At 66.8% G+C, this 19,906-nt stretch carries 9 protein-coding genes; 1 reads left to right on the forward strand and 8 read right to left on the reverse strand.

Annotation, left to right across the window (positions count from 1 at the left end):
• Window positions 1–147 precede the first annotated feature (147 nt).
• From F9K20_RS20560 to F9K20_RS20585, 6 genes are all read right to left on the reverse strand, one after another.
• The gene (locus tag F9K20_RS20560) at window positions 148–5,457 is read right to left on the reverse strand and encodes an alpha-2-macroglobulin (protein ID WP_291006487.1); all 5,310 of its coding nucleotides are present in this window, start codon (window positions 5,455–5,457) and stop codon (window positions 148–150) included.
• Between the two features lie 228 nt (window positions 5,458–5,685).
• Entirely contained in the window at window positions 5,686–6,270 is a 585-nt protein-coding gene (locus F9K20_RS20565) for a hypothetical protein (protein WP_291006490.1), read from the reverse strand.
• A 151-nt stretch (window positions 6,271–6,421) separates the two neighbouring features.
• Window positions 6,422–9,019: a hypothetical protein gene (locus F9K20_RS20570; RefSeq protein WP_291006493.1), complete on the reverse strand. Its 2,598-nt coding sequence runs from the start codon at window positions 9,017–9,019 to the stop codon at window positions 6,422–6,424.
• A gap of 213 nt (window positions 9,020–9,232) precedes the next feature.
• Window positions 9,233–11,677: a transglycosylase domain-containing protein gene (locus F9K20_RS20575; protein ID WP_291006494.1), complete on the reverse strand. Its 2,445-nt coding sequence runs from the start codon at window positions 11,675–11,677 to the stop codon at window positions 9,233–9,235.
• Window positions 11,678–12,229: 552 nt separating this feature from the next.
• Entirely contained in the window at window positions 12,230–15,607 is a 3,378-nt protein-coding gene (locus tag F9K20_RS20580) for a helicase HerA-like domain-containing protein (RefSeq protein ID WP_291006497.1), read from the reverse strand.
• Between the two features lie 183 nt (window positions 15,608–15,790).
• Window positions 15,791–16,924 (reverse strand): hypothetical protein, encoded by a 1,134-nt coding sequence (locus F9K20_RS20585; protein WP_291006499.1) that lies wholly within the window; start codon window positions 16,922–16,924, stop codon window positions 15,791–15,793.
• Between the two features lie 426 nt (window positions 16,925–17,350).
• Between F9K20_RS20585 and F9K20_RS20590 the strand changes: the two genes are divergently transcribed.
• Window positions 17,351–17,986 (forward strand): CAP domain-containing protein, encoded by a 636-nt coding sequence (locus F9K20_RS20590; RefSeq protein WP_291006502.1) that lies wholly within the window; start codon window positions 17,351–17,353, stop codon window positions 17,984–17,986.
• Window positions 17,987–18,001: 15 nt separating this feature from the next.
• On the opposite strand, the gene F9K20_RS20595 is transcribed toward F9K20_RS20590, so the two are convergent.
• Both F9K20_RS20595 and F9K20_RS20600 read right to left on the reverse strand, forming a co-directional pair.
• Window positions 18,002–19,405 (reverse strand): lipopolysaccharide biosynthesis protein, encoded by a 1,404-nt coding sequence (locus F9K20_RS20595; protein ID WP_291006505.1) that lies wholly within the window; start codon window positions 19,403–19,405, stop codon window positions 18,002–18,004.
• A gap of 7 nt (window positions 19,406–19,412) precedes the next feature.
• Entirely contained in the window at window positions 19,413–19,628 is a 216-nt protein-coding gene (locus tag F9K20_RS20600; protein ID WP_291006508.1) for a hypothetical protein, read from the reverse strand.
• Window positions 19,629–19,906 lie beyond the last annotated feature (278 nt).

Genomic DNA, 19,906 nt, shown 5'->3' on the forward strand with positions numbered 1-19,906 from the left:
GGGGTGGGGGGATCTGACTTGGACCGAGCTTCGAGCATCTCGTGGTTCAGCACCTTGCAGCGATTATCTGTGTCGTCAGTCTTCTTCACCCCACCCCTGTCCCCTCCCCATCGAGGGGAGGGGAAGAGGGTGAGATCGCGGCCAAGATCACTTGTCCGCCGTGACGGTGAGCCTTCCTGCCGCCGTGCGCGCGTGGCGCTCGGGGCGATACATATCCTCCACCGTCGCTGCGGGATGCACGAACGCTCCCGGCGTGACGGCGCGGACCATGTAAGCCACCGTCGCCGAGGTAGCCGGGCCCTTGGTGTTGGCCTGACCGTCTGGCGTACTTTCGCCTTCCGCGCTCGGCTGCTCGACACTGGCGCCCGAGAAGTTGAAGGCGGCGACGAAGCGGTCGTCGCGGAACTCGGAGTGCTCCGGCTGCACGGTGGTCTTCAGCCAGTCGAGTGCCTTGACATCGCCGCTGTCGACGAGGTGCGGGTTATCGATCTCGAAGCCGGCGGGCAGCCGGTCGACGAGGAGCACGCGCCCGCCCGGGACCTTGGCTTCGACCTTGACGACCGCGACGAGGCGCTCGTTCTGGGCGATCTGCGCGGCCCCACCCGTGGCGCTTTTGAGGTCCACCGGGGTGCCGTCGAGCTTGTAGTAGCTGCGCTCGACGGTGAAGCCCTTGGAAACTGCCGGCTCCGCCGTGAGCGAGGAGCCGATGACGCTGACCACGGCGTCGACCGGTGCTGCGCCGTCATTGGCGACGGTGAGCGGCGATTTCAGCAGCTCCTCCGCCGACATCGCGCGCGTGACGGCACCGACGACCGGGGCGCCGTTGACGATCAATTTGAGGTCGCGGCCCTCCTCGGCCAGCGCGTTGGCGGCCAAAAGCAACCATGCCTGCTCCTGCGTCGACGTATAGCTGCGGCCGACGTAGGCCTTGGCGATCACGTTGACGAGCTTGGGCGCTTCGACGTTCGATACGCGCGTCTCCGAGGCCAGAGTGACGAGGGCGGCGCTGTCACGCAGATCCGAACCGTAGTCCGCGCGATAGCCGCCGAGGCCCGTCGCCTCCGGCAGGTCGAGCGCGTCGAGCGCCGAGGCGAACGCCGTCTCGGCTCGCGTCCTGTCGCCCATCATGGCGAGGGCGGCGCCGAGCTGGGCCCTGGCGAGCGGGGTAGAGAAGCGGTCGAGACGCGTGTCGGCGTAGTAGCGCAGATCCCCGATCGGTGCGCGGCCGTTGCGGGCGAGCACGTAGAGTGCGTATGCCCGGTCCTCGCCGCCCGTCTGGAAGTCCTCCGCATAGGCGATGAAGTTCTGCAGCCGATCGAGCGCCTGGTTGAAGCCCTGCGGGTTGACCGCAAAGCCCTGCTCCTTGGCGCGAGTGAGGAAGTCGGTGACGTAGCCCGTCAGCCACAAGTCGGTGGTCGACGGCCCCCACACGCCGAAGGCGCCGCTGCTGTCCTGCATCTCGAACACGCGATCGACGGCCTTCTGCACGCGCTCCTTCAGCTCCTTGTCGGGCGCGATGCCGAGCTGGGCGGCAACCGCGTTGGCGTACACGAGGGGCAGCGCACGGCTCACCGTCTGCTCGGCGCAGCCGTAGGGGTAGCGGTCAAGCGCGGTGAGCAACGCCGGGATGTCGAGCGTGGCGATGGGGCCGACGCTGATCGACACGCGCGTGCGCGGGGCAATCATGTCGCGCACGAGGTCCGGGTTGAGCGAGATGCTGCCGCCCGGCTTCAGTGAGGCGATGGTCGTGCGCTTGATGTCGCCGGCCGGAGGCTTCACGTCGAACGTCAGGTGACGCTTGACGTCGATGCCGTTGGGGCCGGTAACGCGAATATCGTACTCGACGAGGCCGACGCTGGTAGGCTTGACGGCTACCTGCTCGGAGCGGCGCTCTCCTTCCTTGAGGTCGAGGCTCGCGGTGTGCACGGCCTTGTCGCCGCTCGTCAGCTCGAGCTTGTAGGCAGCCTCAGGTCCTTCGACGTTGTGCGCGGCGATGTCGAGGTGCGCCTCATCACCGAGCGTCAGGAAGCGCGGGCCGGAGGCGGTGAGCGCCACCGCGTCGCGCACAATGACGTCGCCCTGGCCATGACCGAGCTTGTCGGCGCTCCAGGCAACCGCCATGACGCGCACGGTGCCGTTGAAGTCAGGCACGTCGAAATCGACCTTCGCCGTGCCGTCAGCACCGACGGAAACGATGCCGGAGAACAGCGCCACCGTCTCTTCCACCGGCGGGCTGCCCTGCAAGCCCATGTCGGCGCCGCCGTCGCCGCCCGAGCGCAGCGTGCCGCGCTCGGCGCGCATGCCGTCGATCAGCCGGCCATAGAAGTCGCGGATCTCCAGCCCCATGCGCCGCTGCGCGTAGAACCAATTCTCCGGCGCCGGCGTCTGGAAGCGCGTCAGGTTGAGGATGCCGAGGTCGACGGCGGCCAGCGTGACGTAAGCCTCCTCGCCGGCTTTGAGGCCGTCGATCTTGACGGGCACCGTGAGCGTCGTGCCGGACTTGATTTTCTCCGGCGTCTGGATCGAAACGCTCAGCGTGTTGGGCGCCTGGTCCAGACCTAGCCATTGCACACCTATGGCGCGGCTCGGCATGCGCTTCAGCGATTCATCCAGCGGGCGATACAGCATGGCGGTGACGTAGGCGCCGGCGCCCCAGTTCTCACCCACCTCAACGTCGGCTTCGCCGCCGCCGTTGGGGACGTCGATCTCCTGCTGCGAGAGCAGGCCGCTCGACAGCACCGAGATGAGTGCCTTGCCGCCCTGCTTGGTGACGATGCGCAGCTTGGCGGTCTCGCCAGGCTTGTAGCTGGCGCGGTCGAGGGCGACGTCGAGAACCTCCGGGCTCTCGGCCTCGCTCGATGCCGTATACCAGCCGGCGTTGAAGGCGACGCTGGCAGCAGGGCCGCTCGGATCGGCCGAGGTTATTTCGAGCTTGTACCGGCCCCAGTCGACGTTGGCGTCGATCTTGGCGAAAGCACCGTCGGCGGTCGCATTGAACGTGCCGTCGGCGACCTTGCGCGTGAGGGTGACGGCTTCGTAGTTCCACTGGCCGTCGCGGCGGTACCACTGCCAGTTGGTGTCGAGGCGGTTCAAGACCCAGTTGAGCCCCTCGGCGGCAACGCGCTTGCCATCGCCGTCGAGCACGACGACCTCGAAGGACGCGGTCTGCTTCTCGTCGAGCTCGGTGCCCTTGAACAGCGGCTTGATGCCGATGCGCGCCTGATGCAGGTCGACGGGGATGGTGACGCTGCGCTCGATGGTGCGCCCGCCCGATTCGCGCAGGCGCAGGATGACGCTGGCTTCGAGCGGCTTTGATGTCTGCGGCACGGGCGGTAGCGTGACGGCAACCTCGGCGATGCCGTTGGCGTCCGTCGTCGTCGCCGCGTCGAGCGGCTTGCGCACCGGCTCGATGGTCTCGTCGGCCTGGCCGAACTGGAAGCCGGGATAGCCGGGAACGTCCTTGCTCGATGCCTTGACGATGATATCGCCTTCGATGGCGAGGTCGGCGGCGGGAGGACCGTAGAGGTAGCGGCCCGTCGCCTTGATCGTCTGCGCCTCCTGCGGCGAGAGGGCGGCCGCCGGCGGCTCGAGCTTGAGGTCGAGGCGCTCAGGCACGAAGTCCTCGACCAGGAACGCCACTTGCGTGATCGGATCCTTGTCGGGATCGGTGTGCAGCTTGGCGCGCCACGTGCCGGTCATCGACGATGGGGCAAGCGGCAGCGTGATGTCACGACCGCCGAGGCCGCGGTCCTTCAGCGTGTAGCGCGAGTGCTCGACCCCGTCGGGGCGTGAGACGATAAGGGTAACAGGGAGAGTGGCAGCCTTGCCGGCGGCGTCGCGTACGAGGGCGGCGATATGTACGTCCTCACCCGGGCGGTAGACGCCGCGCTCGGTGTAGACGAAGCCGTCGAGCGGGCCCGGCGGCTCGCGGCCCTTGACGCCGCGGTCGGTGAGGTCGAAGGCGCCGGTCGTGAGGTCGAGGAAGGCGTACTCGCCCAACGCGCTTTCGGCCACGAGCAGGGCCGGCTGCAGGCCACCTTCGCCGCGGCTGAGGCCGGCCTCGAACCTGGCGTAGCCGCGCGTGTCGGTCTTCGCCGTGCCCAGCACCTCGTTGTTGCGGGCGATCAGCTTGACGTTGACGTCGGCCGAGGGGTTGGCGTCGGCCAGCGAGCGCACGAAGGCGTGTACGCCGTCATCGCCGGAGAAGGCGGTGAGCCCGAGGTCGGAGACGATGAACCACTGCGTCGCCTCGGTGTTGTAGTCGTCGCGCGATTTCTGCGAGGGCTTGGCGATCATCACGTAAACGCCGGGCTTCAGCGTGCCGACCGCGTCGGTGACGGGGAGCGCCGTCGTCATCTCCTCGTTGAGCTTCTGCGGCACATCCATCGAGCCGGTGAAGATCTTCTCACCGGTGCGCGAGCGGATCTGCTCCAGCTCGTAGCCCTGCAGCTGGCGCTGGAAATCGCCGCTCTCCAAGGCGCCGACGAGGTTGCGGTCGCCGATGCGGTAGACCTCGACCTCCACCCTGGCGGTATTCACTGAGACGAGCGGGATGCCCTGCTGGCCACGGCTCGGCAGCACGTACGACTTGCCGGAGAAGCGCACGAACGGCTTGCGGTCGGGCACGTAGACGGCGATGTCGATGTTCTTCTGTAGGTCCTCCTCGACAGCAGAGGGTAGCCCGGCGCGCACTTGTACGTGATAGCGCTGGCCGTGGGAGAGACCGTCGATGCACAGCTGCTCGTTCTCGGCCGAGACGCTCTGCGGGTCGCGGCCGTCGACGGAGACGAACTTGGCGAAATCAACCTGGCCGCGGGCGAGGCTCTCGGAGAACTGCAGGCACAGGCGCGGCGCGGCGGTTTCGGCCTCGGCCCTGTAGTCGGTCATGCGGAAGCCGTGCTCGGCGCGCAACTTGTCGTAAGTCTCGCGCACGGCGCCGTTGTCGGCGAGCGCGAGGCTGGTCTTCAAGGCATCGATAGCCGGGCGCCAATAGGAGCGCCGCTGCAAGGCATCGCCGAGTACGGCGAGCGCACGTGCCCTCTGTGGATCGTCTTTGGCACGCTCATAGCCGATGTAGGCGGCGCCGGAGGCGTTCACCGGCAGGTCGTAGCGCTCGCTGTCCTTGTTGGGGTCGGCGGGGATGGCGAGCAGGGCGCGGGCAAGACCGATCCAGGCGTCGGCGTCGCGATTATCGGCGACGACCGCGCCGGCGAAGTTGCGCGAGGCGGAGCGCGGGTCGCTGCGCAGCGCGCGCTCGCCGTCGCGGCGCAAGTCGGCCGCGCTCTTACCGGAGAGCTTCCAGTTCGATTTTAGGTAGGCCTCGTAGCGCTGCGCATCCTCCTTGACGCCCTGATGCGCGAAGGGATGCACTTGCTGCGATGGTGGCTGCTGCGCCATCGCGGGCGCCAGCGGCAGAACGAAGGTGAGGGCGAGGATAAGGCGCGCGAGAAAATGCATGGTGGCCACCCTGAAGGTCTGAGCCGGAACGATCCAAGTGCATTATCAGAAAGACAGATGTCTTGGTGAAGGCGATCAGGGGCCAATGTCCACGCGGCGGCGATAATGGTTGACTTATCGCCAATTCACTCCCGTTGCGTCCCCTTGCACCCATGGTGCAAATGCGAGCGAGGCCGGAGCTGGGGCACCGGCCTCGCCGAGGGTCGCTGATAGGAAACGGACGGCTGCTTACTGGCGGAGCAGCCCTTCCGGGAGGGTCTCGCCGGAGGCTGTGATTTCCGGCATCTGCGCCAGGGCGGCGGCAATGGGCGGCAACGCATAGAGCGGCACGGTGGCACGCCACAGGCTCTCGAACGAGCGGGCGGCATGGGCGCCGGTCTGGGCGCAGTTGGGGGCGTAGCGTTCCAGCGCGTCGCGCTTGCCCGGCTCGCGCCGCATGCAGTCGCCCACCCACGTGCAGGTTGGGGTAAGCGAAAGCTGTTCATGAGCAGCGAGCAGGCGCGGGTCGCGGGCCAGCCGGCACTCGCTCGGCATCGCGAACGGGGGCATCAGATGTGCGGGGTTGCTCTGATCGACCTCGCTAAAGATGGCGCGGATGCGGATCCCCGTGTCCGACAGGCGCCCGGCGTGAACGCGCAGTGCCTGGGCGACGGGGCTCTCGGGCGAGCGGGCGATCAGCAGGTAGCAGCCGCCGGCGACGTGCAATGCGTGGGCGGAGCGGGCGTCGAGATCCTCACCAATGAAGGTGCTCAGCTTGGAAACTTTCTCGGCGATGGACAGGCCATGGAGCTGCGAAGGTGTTTCAATTGACATGACCGTGGTCCCCCTTGTTGCCCGGGTTCGAAGCGCGCGACACATGCCACCTGGGTTTGTTGCTGTTGCCGGCCATTAAGCTGTCATTTGGGTTAAGCAAGTGTTGCGAGAGCACCGCTGCGTGCGCATTCCCGCATGCTCCGACAACGGCTTAGTCCAACATCTTGCGTAAGACTCGTGGCGGCTCGAAGTCGGCAGCATCCAATTCCTGTGGAGCAGAATCGTCGGGCAGCGCGATCACTGCGGCTGGCGCCGGGAGCTCTGCTGCGGATGCCACCTCGAGCTGGGGAGCGGCGGTTGCCTCGACCGGCTGCGTGTTGCCCGTGAGTTCCTTTAATGCTTCGGGCAGCGAAGCCTCGCTGACCGGAACGCGGAACGTTGCCGTATCGCGCCGCAGCTCGACGTCGATGGTCGGCCGGGCGTCCTGCGCCTCGGGGGTGGGCTCGATCGCCAGAGCGGTGGCGATGCGCTCGGCGAACGAAGACGTCGGGCGCGGGGTGGCCGGAGTTGCCTGCGCTGGCGCCGGGAAGGGAACCACAACAGCCGCTTCCTCGGCTGGCTCGGTATTGCTGTTGGCGGGGTCGGGCGCCTCGTCGAGAGCGCGGTAGGTGGTCAGCTCGGCTTCCGCCAGTCCGGCATAGCTGCCGAAACGCTGGCGATACGCCTTGTCGATAGCGGCATCGGTGCGTGCCGGGAACGGATCGCGGCCGCGTTCATCGAGGGTCGGAGCTGCAGACGGCGTGTGGCGAGCGCGTGGCGTGGGCTCGTGAGCCGCCCCGGGCCGGTGCTTGAACACGCTCGGCCGCGTGCGCCGGCGCACCATGAGCGCTGGATCAAGGCCGGGCAGCTCGACGCCGGAGCCCCGGGAGGGGGGCGGTGTCGCTATCTCGCGCTCGAACTCGGCGCGCACCTCGGCAACCTCCTCGACGGCGGGCATCATGCGCTGCTGGCGGCGGCGCTCGGCCTCGATGCGCCCGGCGGCGCCCATGACAGCGCCGAGGATCATCTCCGGCCATGCACCATTCTTGAAGGCGTAGATGCGAAACGCGGGGCGCTCCTCTCCGGCGCGGTCGGAAACGAACATCGCCCGCAGTGCGCGCATCGCGCGTGGCACCGGCGCGATATGGCTGTCGCGGTAGCACTCGATGAATTTTGAGCCCTGGCGGCGCAGCTTGCGGCTGGCAACGAGCCCCGGTGCGATCTTCCACGGGCGCGCCAACACGCCCTGGCCTTCGAGCGCATAGCACAGGTTGGCGAGCGCCTGGGCGTCGCGGCGCAGCTGTTCGCGCTGCGGGTGGGTGCGCGGGGCATTGAGCGGCACGGCGACATAGTATGTGCCACCGGATTCGAAGATCACCTCGCGGAAGACATCGAACGTGCGCCGCATCTCCTCGTGGTTATGGATCTCGGAGAAGCGCGACAAGATTGGAAATACGGGCCCGCGCTCGGCCTCGATCATGCTCTGGCGGGTAGCGACGAAGCGGTTCATCGGCCGGCCGATGGAGACCAGCAACAGGCAGAGGTCGACGAACACGGCAACGCCGAGCGGGATGTAGTCGCGCCTCGACAGCCCGACCGCCTCGTGGTTCAGCGCCTGTAGCGCGGCCGGGTTCTCGATCGATTGCACGGCCTTCTGCTGCAGGATGCGCAACTCGTCGGCCGAGGGTGGCAGCTCGAACGAGAGCAGGCCGAAGAACGTCGCGGTCAGGCGGCGGAAGGCCTCGATGGTGGCTTCCGAGCCTTCGACGGCCGCGATCTCCGGCTTTTCCAGCGTCGGCAGCTGGTCGATGGCGCGCACGACGCCGCGCAGGGCCACCTGCAACTGGGCGTCGGGACAGGCGATCGACTTGCCGTTGCCGTTATCGATTGTGGTGCGCTCGGCGCGGTCGGCGAGATCGGTGCGGATCTGGCGCAGCTGCGGATCGGTGCGGAAGGCGTTGAAGCCGGTCACCGTCATGTCGAGGCGGCGTCCGAGCGCGCGCATGAACTCGTTGCGCGTGCCGGTCGCGGCGTCGATCGTCGAGGCATCGTTGCTGACAATCTTGGCGAGATCGGCGTCGAGCGCAGCCATGTCGCCCTTGATGGCGCCGACGCGACCCTTGACGAACTCGGAGGCGAAGTTGAAGCGCGCGGCGTCCTCATCGCGCATTTTTCGGCGCGGACCGTCGCCCGGCGATGAATTTGGGCAAGAGGTGCCTTTGGCGCGCTCCAGTTCCGCCTTCTCGGTTGATACGGTGGAGAGCTGTACCAGCGTGCCCTGCAGCTGCTCGAGGCGCGTTGCGGCGCCGTGCAGTGACGATTGCACCTGACCGACGGCGCTTTCTGCCGAGCGCGCGGCCTCGGAGCGGCTTTCCAGCACCTTCCAATAGAAGCCGAAGCCGAACCCGACCGAGATGATGGTCAGGAATACGTAGCCGGCGATGTAGCTGAGGCGCGTGAACCAGTCTATGGGCGAGAACAACTGGTCGAGCAGCCAGACGATCATGGTCATCAGCATGGCGACCGAGAAGCCGATGATCAGCTTATGGACCAGCGGCAGCTGGCCCATGTTGCTTTCGATCAGCTCCAGCATGCCGACGTAGGTCGCCACCCACGACAGGCCGGCGAGGCCGACGATCAGGACGAGCTTCTTCCAGTCGCGTTTCGGAGGGTCCGGCTCGGCCCAATCGGCGGGCGCCTCGAGGCTAAGGCCAAAGCCGCCGGTGGTAGTCCTCGTGCGCGACCAAGGCGCGCCCGTCCGCAACGACATGGGTGACCTGCTCAACCGATCGGCGCATGAGTGGTCGTCGACCCGCAACGCCACGCGTGCAAGGCCGCCCACCACCGAATGCGCGAAACGCCTCTTTCGCCGTTCAGTGTCTTCCGTCGTGCCGGTAAGTGATCCAGCGCTTAGGTAGGCGCGGTTTTTGTCGCCAGTACGGCGCCGTCATGGCGGAACGCCGTCATGCACACGACCCACAGCTCAATCGGCAGCGAGCTTTGCCTGCTTCTTGGAGGTTGATGCGGAGGCCGGGGGTTTCGCTTTCGTTGGCGGCGACGGAGCGCGCTTGCGACCCATGGCCTCCGCCTCGAGGTCGGTGAGCAGCGCATCGACCAGCGGCACAGCGACCTGCGCGGCGTGCAGATTGCGCGCCCACGGCGCGCCCGCCGACCCGGTGCCTACGACCACCACATAGGAATAGGCGGCACCATTGGCGAACTGCAGTCCGCCCGCGATCCAGGCATCGACTGTGGCGTCGACGTCCTCCGTCACCTGCGTGCCGGTCTTGGCGAAGTGCAGCTTGAGGCCCGGGCGACGCGCGGCGCACCAAGCGGAAAGGTCTTTAAGCGTGCCGGTCGGCTTGCCGGCCACCTCGTAGCACAGCGGTGCCTGGAGCAGCGCGCGCACGAGTGTCCGTCCGCCGGTGCGGATGATCTTGTCGGGGGTGATCTTCCCCGACGTCTCGGGGCCGTGATCCTCGAGGTTGGTGAAATCGTAACGCTTGATCAGCGTCGGTTCCGGCAACGGCGTTGCCCCGCGGCCGATGAGGCTCGCCAGCACGACGCCTGCAAGCTGGTGCACACGCCGCGGTGCCGCTGCAACCTGGCCGAGGACCACAGCGGTCGATGGCGGTGTGCCGCTGCCGTCGGCGTTGACCGGCGGCATGTTGAAGCCGAGCTCGTCGATCAACCGCTTCACCCGCGCTTGTCCGACCTGTGCCGTGCGCGTCATCAGTGGGCCGTTGAGCGAGCAGGCGAAGGCGACGAGGGCGCGCCGACCGTGCCGCTCTCCGCCGCGGGCGCAGGTCTCGAGGCCCCGCGCCGGCGCCTGGGTGTCGAGGTAGAGCGACTGCGGCGTGTCGCGCAGCGTGTTTGCTATCGCGATGGCGGCGATGATCTTGCCGGTCGAGGCGACCATGCGGCTCTCGCGGCCGGAATCGTAATAGCCGGTCGCGGTCTCGCGCGCGAAGGGCGAACCGAAATAGGCCGCGTTCTCGCCCTGCTCGAAGTAGCGCACGATCTCGCCGCTGGCGTTGGCGGCGGCGATGATGACGCCGGTGCTGGGGCGCTCGTCGGAGGCTTTGGCCGGGTCGAGCGTGTAGGCGGCGTCGATCTTGTCACCGTACCTGGCGTCGATCTCGGAGAGCCTGGTGCGCATCCTTTCGCCGAAGGCGAGGTTTTTCACGGCATCGATAGTGGTCGTGATGCCGCGCACGTGCTCACGCCAGCCAAAGCCGTAACGCTGCTTCATCTCCTCGCGGATGCCGTAGCGCGCGGCCGGCATAAGCGCGTTGGCGCGCACGATGGGGTTGGCCTGTGCGGGTAGCGCGAGGCTGGGCGCGTACTTGTCGAGCGCATCCTGCAGCCGCGGCTTGATCTTCGGATCGGGGGGACCGGCGGCCATGGCGACGAGCTCGAAGACCACTTCTTTCTGCAGCGCCTCGTCGGAGATCAGCTTCTCGGCGCAGGTGCGGGCGCGCACTTCGATGAGGTAGCGCCAGCGATCGAGCCGCACGGCGTTGAGCCGCTCGCTACCTTCCAGCAGGATGATGGGACGGTTGACGGCGGATGCGAGCACGAATTGCTCGGCGATCGAGAGGTCGGCCGCCTCCTTGCCGAACACGATGCGGCTGGTCAGCTCGATGCCGTGCAGCGGCGCGCCGCCCGTGCGCTGGGCGAGCCACAGATGGTTGGCGGCCCATTGCTTCAGGGCCTCGTTGCGGCCGCCGTCAGTGAGCTCCCGGTAGACCACCGGAGCCAGCCACCATTCGCCCAGCTTGCGCTTCAGCTTCAGGAGCGCGCCCTCTCCGGCGTGCGGCGGCGTTTTGTAGATGACGCGCACGAACTGCATGGCGAGCGTCGAGCCCCCGACGCCGAGCACCAGACGTTTGGCGGCGATCGAGCGGCGGACCGTCGACAGGGGGATCTTCAAGACGCCGGGCAGGTCGATGCCGAAGGGGTTGAGCAGGCCGCCGAGGTTGCGATCCTCGTGATAGACGAGGCACTGCCAGTAGTGTTCCGGGACCTCGCGCACGGGGATCGACTTGTGATCTGGGTTGGCGACGTAGTCGCCGAGATCTATGGCCTCGCTCGAATAGTTGACGTCGCGCAGGCTATCGAGGCGCGGGTCGAACGTGCCGACGAAGCTGCCGCGTGCGTCGTAGATGGCGGTCGCGAGCCAGCGCTCGGCATCATAGTGCAGCTTCGGCCCGAGGGTGTAGTGGCCGACGGCGCCGCGAATGGGCGCCAGCACGTAGACCAATAGAACGGCGAGACAGACGTAGAAGATACCGGCGCCGGCGACGTAGCGCAGCGGGCCGAGACGCGGGTTGAAGGCGACCCGGTCAAGCAGCAGATGCAGGATGCGGAACGGCAGCAGCGCCAAGAGCTCGAGCGCTCGCAGCAGCACGCGAAATACGACGAGCATAGCCTGCCGCTCGCACGAGGGATGAGCGCGCACGCGCCCGAAGCTCGGCAGAGCTAGCCGGTGTTTATGGCGATATTAGCCCCGTAGGATGGCGCAATGCCGAAGTGCGCCCCCGCCCGTCAGAAGGTATGCAACAGCACGAACAAGCCGACGCCTACGGCTGGTCCCAGTACTGTCGCAACGACAAGCATCATGAATGACTTCGCAACCATAACACTACCCCGCACCACACGCCGTCAGGTACGCGACGACGTTCTCAATCACATCAGCCGCACTGTCGCCGGAGACCCCCTAAAATTTCCGGTGACTTGTCGAATTTACATCAGAAGAAAGAAGTTGACACGCCCTGTTTACGGGCCAAGGAGCGTTCAGTTTCGCAAATGCGAACCGGCATACATTTGTGCGTCTAGCTCATCGGGCCAGGCAGGCGCGGAAACGCGAATTCGATAAGTATCTTAGCAAGAACTATAGTGGAGTTCGGTTGAACTCGGGCGCGCGTCGGCACGCGTTTTCCCTTGTTGAGGCAACCTGTGGATGCGTGGCGCTAGAGCATCACCCACGCTTGACATTGTGGCTTGCCAGCGCTCGCACCGGCGGGTCGAACAGACGCAGTTGCCGCTCGTCCTGACCCTTCGTTTCGCGCGCCAATTGCTCGATGCGATCGAAGGGAACCTGCTCGGCCATGATCAGCGAGCGCTGCGCCTTCATCGGCCGCACCAGGCCCTCCTGCACAAGGTGGAATTCGCCGACCGTTTGGCCCGGAAGGACTGCCGCCGGCTCGAGGCCGGATTCGCTCTGGAATGCCGCCTTGAGCTTGCGCAGCGCCGTATCCTCGCGCACGCGGCCGATGAACCAGCTCGTGATCTGGTCGCGGCTCTTGTAGTCGAGGTCGCCCGGCGATTGCGTCGCCAGCATCATGCCGAGGCCGGCCGAGCGGGCGCGCTTCAAGAGGCTTTGCAGCGGCTCGGCGGTGGCCGGCTTGGCGTTGGCGGGAATGTAGAGGTCGGCCTCGTCGAACATGACGACGGCCTGCAGCTCGTCGTTCGGATTGCGCTGGCAGAAGCGCAGCGCCTCGGAGAGGAACTGCGACACCCAGAAGAGGATGTTTTCGTTGTCGCCGAGGAAGCCGGTGTAGATGATCGACAGCCGCGTGCGGCCCTCGCGGGCGTGCGGGCCGAGGCCGAGCAGGGATTCCATGCTGAGCGATTCACCACCCGCCTCGAACAGGGCGGAGTTGCGGTGGCGCAGGCTGTCGAGCTGGGCGACGAGGTCGCGGCGGATCTTGCCCGAGGGGTCCATGCGCTGCGTCAGGTCGGAAAGTTCCGGATCCTCGTCCTCCAGCAGATGGATGAGGTCGGTCAGCGTCACCTCGCGGCTGTGGCGCGAGCCGAGGATGCGCAGGGCGACCGACAGCGTGCCGGACTGCTTCTGGTGCGTCGCCGAGTTCTTGAGGTGCAGCATCTCGCCGAGCGCGGCGGCGGAGAGGTTGGCGAGCAACTGCTGCTCGTGCTCGGGCAGCTCGTTGATGCCGTTGGGCAGGAGCGTGATGGAGATCGGGCGCCCCGAGGAGCGCCCCGGCGTGAACACGGCGACGTCGATCGCGTCGGCGAGCTTCTCGCGCTCGCCGCGGCGCTCGGAGAACTCCTCGTCGTTCTCGCGCCAGACATCCGGGTTGGCGTAGCTGCACAGGTCGCCCTTGCGGTCGATGAGCACCGCCGGGATGCCGCGCAGCAGGAGCTGCTCGATGAGGCTCAACGCCAAGGTCGTCTTGCCCGAGCCGGAGCCGCCGAGCACGGCGGCGTGGCGCTTCAAGACGTCCTTGTTGAGCGTCACCGGGCGCGCACCGGGGCGCAGCTCGCGCCCGCCGAGAATACTCGAGACGGAAGCGTTCTCATCGAGGATGACCGACAACGGTAGCTGCTCGTCCTCGACAATTAGCTCCTCGGCGCCTTCGGTCGGCGTCACCGCGTTGAGGGCGCTGATCAGGCTGCGGCCGCTGTTCGCCTTCGTGCCGTTGGCCGCCGCCTCGGCTTCGGCAGCGGCCGACTTCGGCAACGCGCGGCCGAGCAGGTCGAGGCGCAAGAGCTGGATGATGGCGGGCAGGTTGGAGAGCAGCTTGGCGCTGGCGAGCCAGCCGGCAAAGCCCGGGTCCTGACGGTGGTGGGTATGGAACTCGCGCACCATCATCATGCGCTCCCATTCGGGGATGGGCACGAGTATCTGGCGGCCGCCGGCGTCGCGGAACTTGCGGAACGCCTGCGCCGTCTGGTTCTTGCGGTTGGGCGGGAAGTCGGAGGCGCGCAGCATGAAGCACTGCTTGGTGCCCATGTTCGGCAGCACGCGGTCGAGCTGCCGCTTCAAGCCGCCGCCCTGCGTCGGCTTGTTGCAGATGAAGACGCGGCCGTCGGTCGTCAGGCCGCCCTTGTGCTTGAGGGTGAAGTCGATGGCAGAGAGATCCTCGCCGAGCTCGAGGCGCTCGACGTTGAGCTGAATGGTGCCGGCCCACTCCTCCTTGGCGAGGCCGAGCGCGCCGGCAAGGATGTCGAGCAGCTCGCGCTCGTCGGAGGGAATTTCGGCCTCCGAGGCGTTCTGGAAGCGCTCCCACGTGTCGCGGTAGTCGACGAAAGCCTCCGGGGTGCGCTCGTCGTCGCCGGCGAAGCCGAGCCCGAGCGCCGCGGCGAGGCGGGAAATGAAGCCGCCGCCGGTGTCGGCCGCCGAACCTTCATCTGGCTCCTCGGCCTCGGGCGAAGTCTTGCTGCGCAGCCGATTGTGCGCATGCTCGAGCAAGCGCCGCGTCGATAGGCCGGCGAACTCCTCGTAGAACTGTGGGCCGAAATAGGCCGACGGGTCCGAGTAGCCGGCCTCGCTTTCGCCGCCTGCCGCGAGGTGGGCGAGGCGCTTGGCAATGATCAGCCTGGCCTCCTCCGGCGTGCGGCTTTCCAACAGCGCGACGGGGCCGGCCTTCTCGATACGGTCGATGTACGACTGCGCGAGCACGCCGCGCACCTGGCCGTAGAAATCCTCCAGGCAGGAGATGATGAGAATGGCGTTGGGGACGCGGTTGGCGATCTGGATGAGATCGCGCACCGCGCGCTGAAAGCGCTCCTCGGCGTCGGAGAAGAAGCGCAGGTCCTCGACCTGGTCGACGCAGAAGACCAGCGCCGCGCGGTCGACGGTCCACATCAGCGCGCCGAGCGCAGCGATGATCTCGAAGGCGCGGTCCTCGCCGTCGTTGGGGTCGAGTGCGGCGACCGCCTGATGCGCCAGCTCGGTCAGCGGACGGCCGTGCAGGTACTGGCGGATGCGCTGGTCGATGCGCGGGTCGCGGCGCTCGAGGTAGAGCAGCGCGCGCACGACATTGATGTCGAGCTCCTGCGCCGCGTACTTGGGAGACGAAACGATATCGTCGGCGATCTTGAGCACGAGCTTGGCGAGCTTGCCCTCATCGAGGCTCGCCTCGCGCAGGTTTTCGAGGTCCTTGGCGCCGATGGCGGCATCGGCGACGAGCCGGCTGGTCAGGCGGGCCAGCGCGCTTTCCCCTGAGGCGTCGGGGTCGTACGTCTTCTCCAAGGAATGCACGAGGCGGCGCAGGTAGTAGTCGGCGTAGTTGGCCACGTCCGGCGTCATCTGCGCGTAGCCGAAGTACGCCGTGCCATCGCGATGGGCGGCCGTGCGCAGCGCGCGCAGCAGGTGCGTCTTGCCGGCGCCCGACTGGCCGTGAAACAGCAGAATGCGGTCCTGCGTGCCGGGCCCTTTGCCGGCGATGATGCCCGACAGCAGATCGGAAAACTTGCGCCGCGCCTTGGCGTGCACTTCCGCGACGTCGACGGGATCGGCCCGCCAGATGTCGTCCTCCCAGGTGATCGACTGCTCGAATGCCGAGAACAGCCGATCAGGGGCGGGCTGCGGGGAAGCTTCTTTAAGCTGCATCAGTCGACGGCCCTCGACGTCCTAGTGTCCCCATTCCGAAGTTCGCCTGAGCTCGACGCTTGGCAGTGAGCGAACTTCGGAATCAGAAGGGACACTAGAATCATAGCTTTGCTAGTGTGATTCAGATCGAGAAATTCGCTCGGTACCCTGCTGCGGTTGGTGGCGAATTTCTCGATCATCACACTAGTCTTCGACGCGCACGTAGTGCCAAACGGTATTCTTGTAGAGGATCGCGGAATCCTCGAACTCCTTGATGTTTTGTTTGTTCTTGAGGTCGGCGCCGGTCAGCACCAGCTGCCCCGCCCGATGGGCGCCGGCCAGCATGTCCTTGAACTCGATCTCGGAGAGACCCCACTCGGGGTGCGAGGTGCGAATCGCGTCCCACACTCTTGAGATAAACGCCTTGCGCGCCCCTGGCCAGCCCTCGGCGCGGGTGCGTGCCGCGTTGAGCACACCGGCGGAAAATTGCGCCAGTCCAGGGCGCTGCGGCGTTTCTTCGGCTTGTGGTGTGAGGTCATTCGCCGCCGGTCGAGGCGATTCGCGCATGGCCCGCAAGGCGGCCTTGGCAACCGGCGGTGGAGCAGCCGGGACATCGGCACTCGCGAGCTTGCGCAACACGACGAGGCGCAGCGCGTCGATGTCGAAGCGCGCGATGCCAGCATGGTCGGCGCACAGCGCCGCGATGAGCCGAGTATCAGTCGGCAGCTCGCGCGGCTTGCGCAACAATTGTCCCGCCAGTACGCGCCCGGCCTTGGCGGACAGTGCCGTCCCTTTGCCGAGGCCTTCTTTGACGTTGCCACCGAACGCCCGCTCGAGCGCCACGAGCGCCAAGGCAGCGCGCAGCTTGGACGGGGAGAGCGCTTGGCGCACGGCGAGGCCGAAGGCATGCTGCACGAGGAGTGCACTCAGCCCGTCGGGGCGTGACAGAGCCATGCGCAGCGCCGGTTTGCCGGCGTCGACGCCGAGCGCCTTGGCGATCAGCCAGATGTCGCGTTGATCGCTCCAAGTGCGTGCGTGCGCTTCCTTTTCCCCGAAATAGCCGGCGACGGCGGCCTCCCCCGCATCGGTCAGGCGCAAGCGTCCGCGCGCGTCGCCTATGAGACCGCCAACCATCAGGCGCGCGAGCGTCGTGTCGGCCGCCGTCCGCCACTGCGCTGTCGCGAGCTTCGGCGCCATTAGCGGTCCGAGGTCGCGCACGATCTGCGCCCGCGTTGCCCCGCCCGAGCAAGCGATACGGGCGAGGACGAGATCGTCGATGCCGCTTGCGGTGGCGCCGCTCACCGGCAGTTCCTGCGCGCTTCTGCTCAGGGCCGACATGCAACGCGTCTCCTCATGCCGTTGGCATGGCCGTACGCGCGAATCAGCGGCCGCTCGCGGCGAATTGTGTGAGAGTTGACCGTGGCTTCAAGAGGGCGCTGCGCAATGTCGGGGGAGGGTCGTGGCAGTGCCGGCGCTTTTCGCCAACACGCCCGGCTTTCGCCTCAGAGGGGTCAAATTGACGACACCATAATAAAGCGTGATCGCTCAGGTACTTCGCAGTGCCGTCAACGCAACCGGGGGAAAGACCACGCGAAATATGGAAATGAGCCTCGCCAGGCCCGCTTCCGGACGTGCGGTTACAACTCCTTAGCATTAACGGCGAGTTAACGGGTTTACGCGATGATCAATCGTTGTACCGCAATCGTCCACGCGGGAGTGGCTCGTATGTATCGCGTCGCGCTATGCGCAACTGCTGCAGTTGCATTGGCAGCCTGCAGCCTGGGTTCCGGAACCATCTCATCCGGCTACAACGAACCCGACACCACAGCATCGATCACCTCCTCGCCGCGCGCCGAGAGCGTCGCGCTGGGCGGAGAGCCTTCAGCCGAGCGTAAGGCTCCTGCCGTGGCGGGGCAGCAGTACGCCAAGCTCGACGATCAGGCGCCGCGCGGCTCATACGAGAAAGCGCCGACCGGCGCACTTTCTGATCGCGATTATTCACACACCGCGCTCGATCCCGAGAAGGCGCGCGACATCATCAATCAGTACCGCAAGGACAAGGGCCTAAAGGCTTTGAAGCTCAATGCCGAGCTGACCGAGGCGGCGAAGGCGCACTCGCGCGACCTCGCCAAGTGGGACCGCATCTCGCACTACGGGTCCGACGGCTCCAACCCTTGGGACCGCGTGAAGCGCACCGGCTTCAAGGCGCGCCTCGCGGCCGAGAACGTCGGCACCGGGCAGATCGATTTCAACGAAGTGATGCGCGGCTGGAAGGAAAGCCCCGGCCACAACAAGAACCTGCTGCTCGGCGATGCGACCCACATGGGCATCGCGCTGGTGCAGGATCCGCGCACCGAGTTCAAATCGTTCTGGACGTTGGTGATCGGCTCGCCGATGTGAGCGGCGGGGGGCGTTTCAGCCGCCCGCCTTGCGCTTGAGGAGGTTGCGCCAGACGGCAACCTCGATGCCGAGTGTGCGGCTCACCACCAGATTGTTCAACAGCGCTCCCGTCATCAAGGCCACCGACGTTGCCGTCGCTGCGCCGATGAGCCCGTAGTGCGGCACCAGTAGAAGATTCAGCACCACGGTCATCACCGCCATCGTGACCTGCACGGTGGCGCTGATGCCCTGCTTGCCCAGCATGTTGAGCAAGAACTCCGTCGGCCCCATCGCGGCGCGGAAAAGGAAGCCGACGACGAGGATCAGCATCACCGGATAGCCGGCGACGAACTGCGGCCCGAACAGCCACAGCAGCGGTATGCCGAGCACCAGGATGCCGCAGCCGGCGGCCAGCGAGGGCCAGAAGGTCCAGTGCGCGGCCTCGCGCGCGAACTGATCGAGGCCCTGCTTGTCGCCGCGCGCCGCGAGCGCCGCGAAGCGGTTGGCCACCGAGCTGCCCACCGCGTAATGCACGAACAGGATGAGCGACATCGTCTTCGCGGCGGCGAAGTAGATGGCGACGTCGGTCGGCGTCATGTAGTGCGAAACGATGAGCACGTCGGCGCTCTGCAGGGCAAACTCGCTGGCGTTGATGACGAGCAGCGGCCAGCTGGCTTTCAGCCACAGTGGAAAGTCATACTTGTATGCCCCGCTCCCGATCGCTTGCCTGACGCGCGCATCCATCAGCACGGTCTGCACGACGCCTGTGATCCATGTGGCGACGATGGCGGCGGCTACTGCCGTCTCGGCTTCCATGGGCAGTCCCGCGACGTAGGCGGCGATCATGGCGACGAGCAGCAGCGCCGGCCTCAGCACATAGGGCGGCAGCATCGACAGCCCCATCCACGCGAAGGCCTTGCCGATGCCGTCCTGTACCCAGGTCAGCGCATAGACGGGGATGCACACGAGCGCGAGATAGGCGGGCAGCATGAAGGGGGCGTCGAGCGGGTCGAAAGCGTACAGCACCGCTACCCCGGCGAGGGCGATGAGGGTGCCGATGCCGAGCGACAGCCAGCGCGAGCCGCGCACCATGCCGCGCACGAGGGCCGGCTCGCCGGTTTCGCGATAGTGCGGCACGAAGCGGATGGTGGCGACGCCGAGCCCGAGGTCGGCGAGGCCTCCGAGGATCATGACCCAGGTCCAGACAAAGACGTAGATGCCGTACTCGTAGCTGCCCATCCAGCGGGCGAGCGCGATCTGCGATAGGTAGAGCAGTGCCGCGCTGGCGCAGCGCACGGCAAAGGCGGTAAAGGCATCGCGCTGCGCGCGATGGCGCTCGCTCTTGCCCTCGATGACGGCCATCGCCTGCGACGGCAGCTCCCTCACCGCGAGCCAGAGCATCGCGGCGGACGAGATCCCGAGGGCGGTGGGCTGGCTCATCGTGGGGTCAGGCGAGCAGGCGGTCGCGCTGGCGCTCGCGCACGCGCTCGGCAACGTCGGCCCAGGCGCTGGAGCGCTCCTCGTCGCCGTTGCGGTAGTGCACCGCCGAAAAGAAGTCGGCCACCTCCGCCGCGTGTAGGCCATGCTTTGCCTCGAGAACGCTCGCCATTGCGTCGAACTCAGGCTCGTCTATGGACGGCTTTTGTTGCCAGACATTTGCCATCGCCGTTGAACCCCGTGTGGTATCGAGTTCCACACGCGGAGCAAGAAGCGCGCCACCGACGCCTGATCCAAAATGAAACTTGCGTTGGTGGCTCGGCATTCGTGCTAGTCTCGGGCATTGTTGCGCAGGAGGATGCGAAATGCCCTCACGATTGCGGTTAACGCTTCTTTGCGCGGCATCGCTAGCGATGCTCGGAATGGCTGCTTCGGCCTTTGCGCAGGCCGGTCCGACGGCAGGTGCTGCCGGCGCTCCGGCGGCGCCGGCGGCGGGAGCCGCCG

The sequence above is a fragment of the Hyphomicrobium sp. genome (genome assembly GCF_009026145.1).
In the GTDB taxonomy this organism is placed as follows: Bacteria; Pseudomonadota; Alphaproteobacteria; order Rhizobiales; family Hyphomicrobiaceae; genus Hyphomicrobium_A.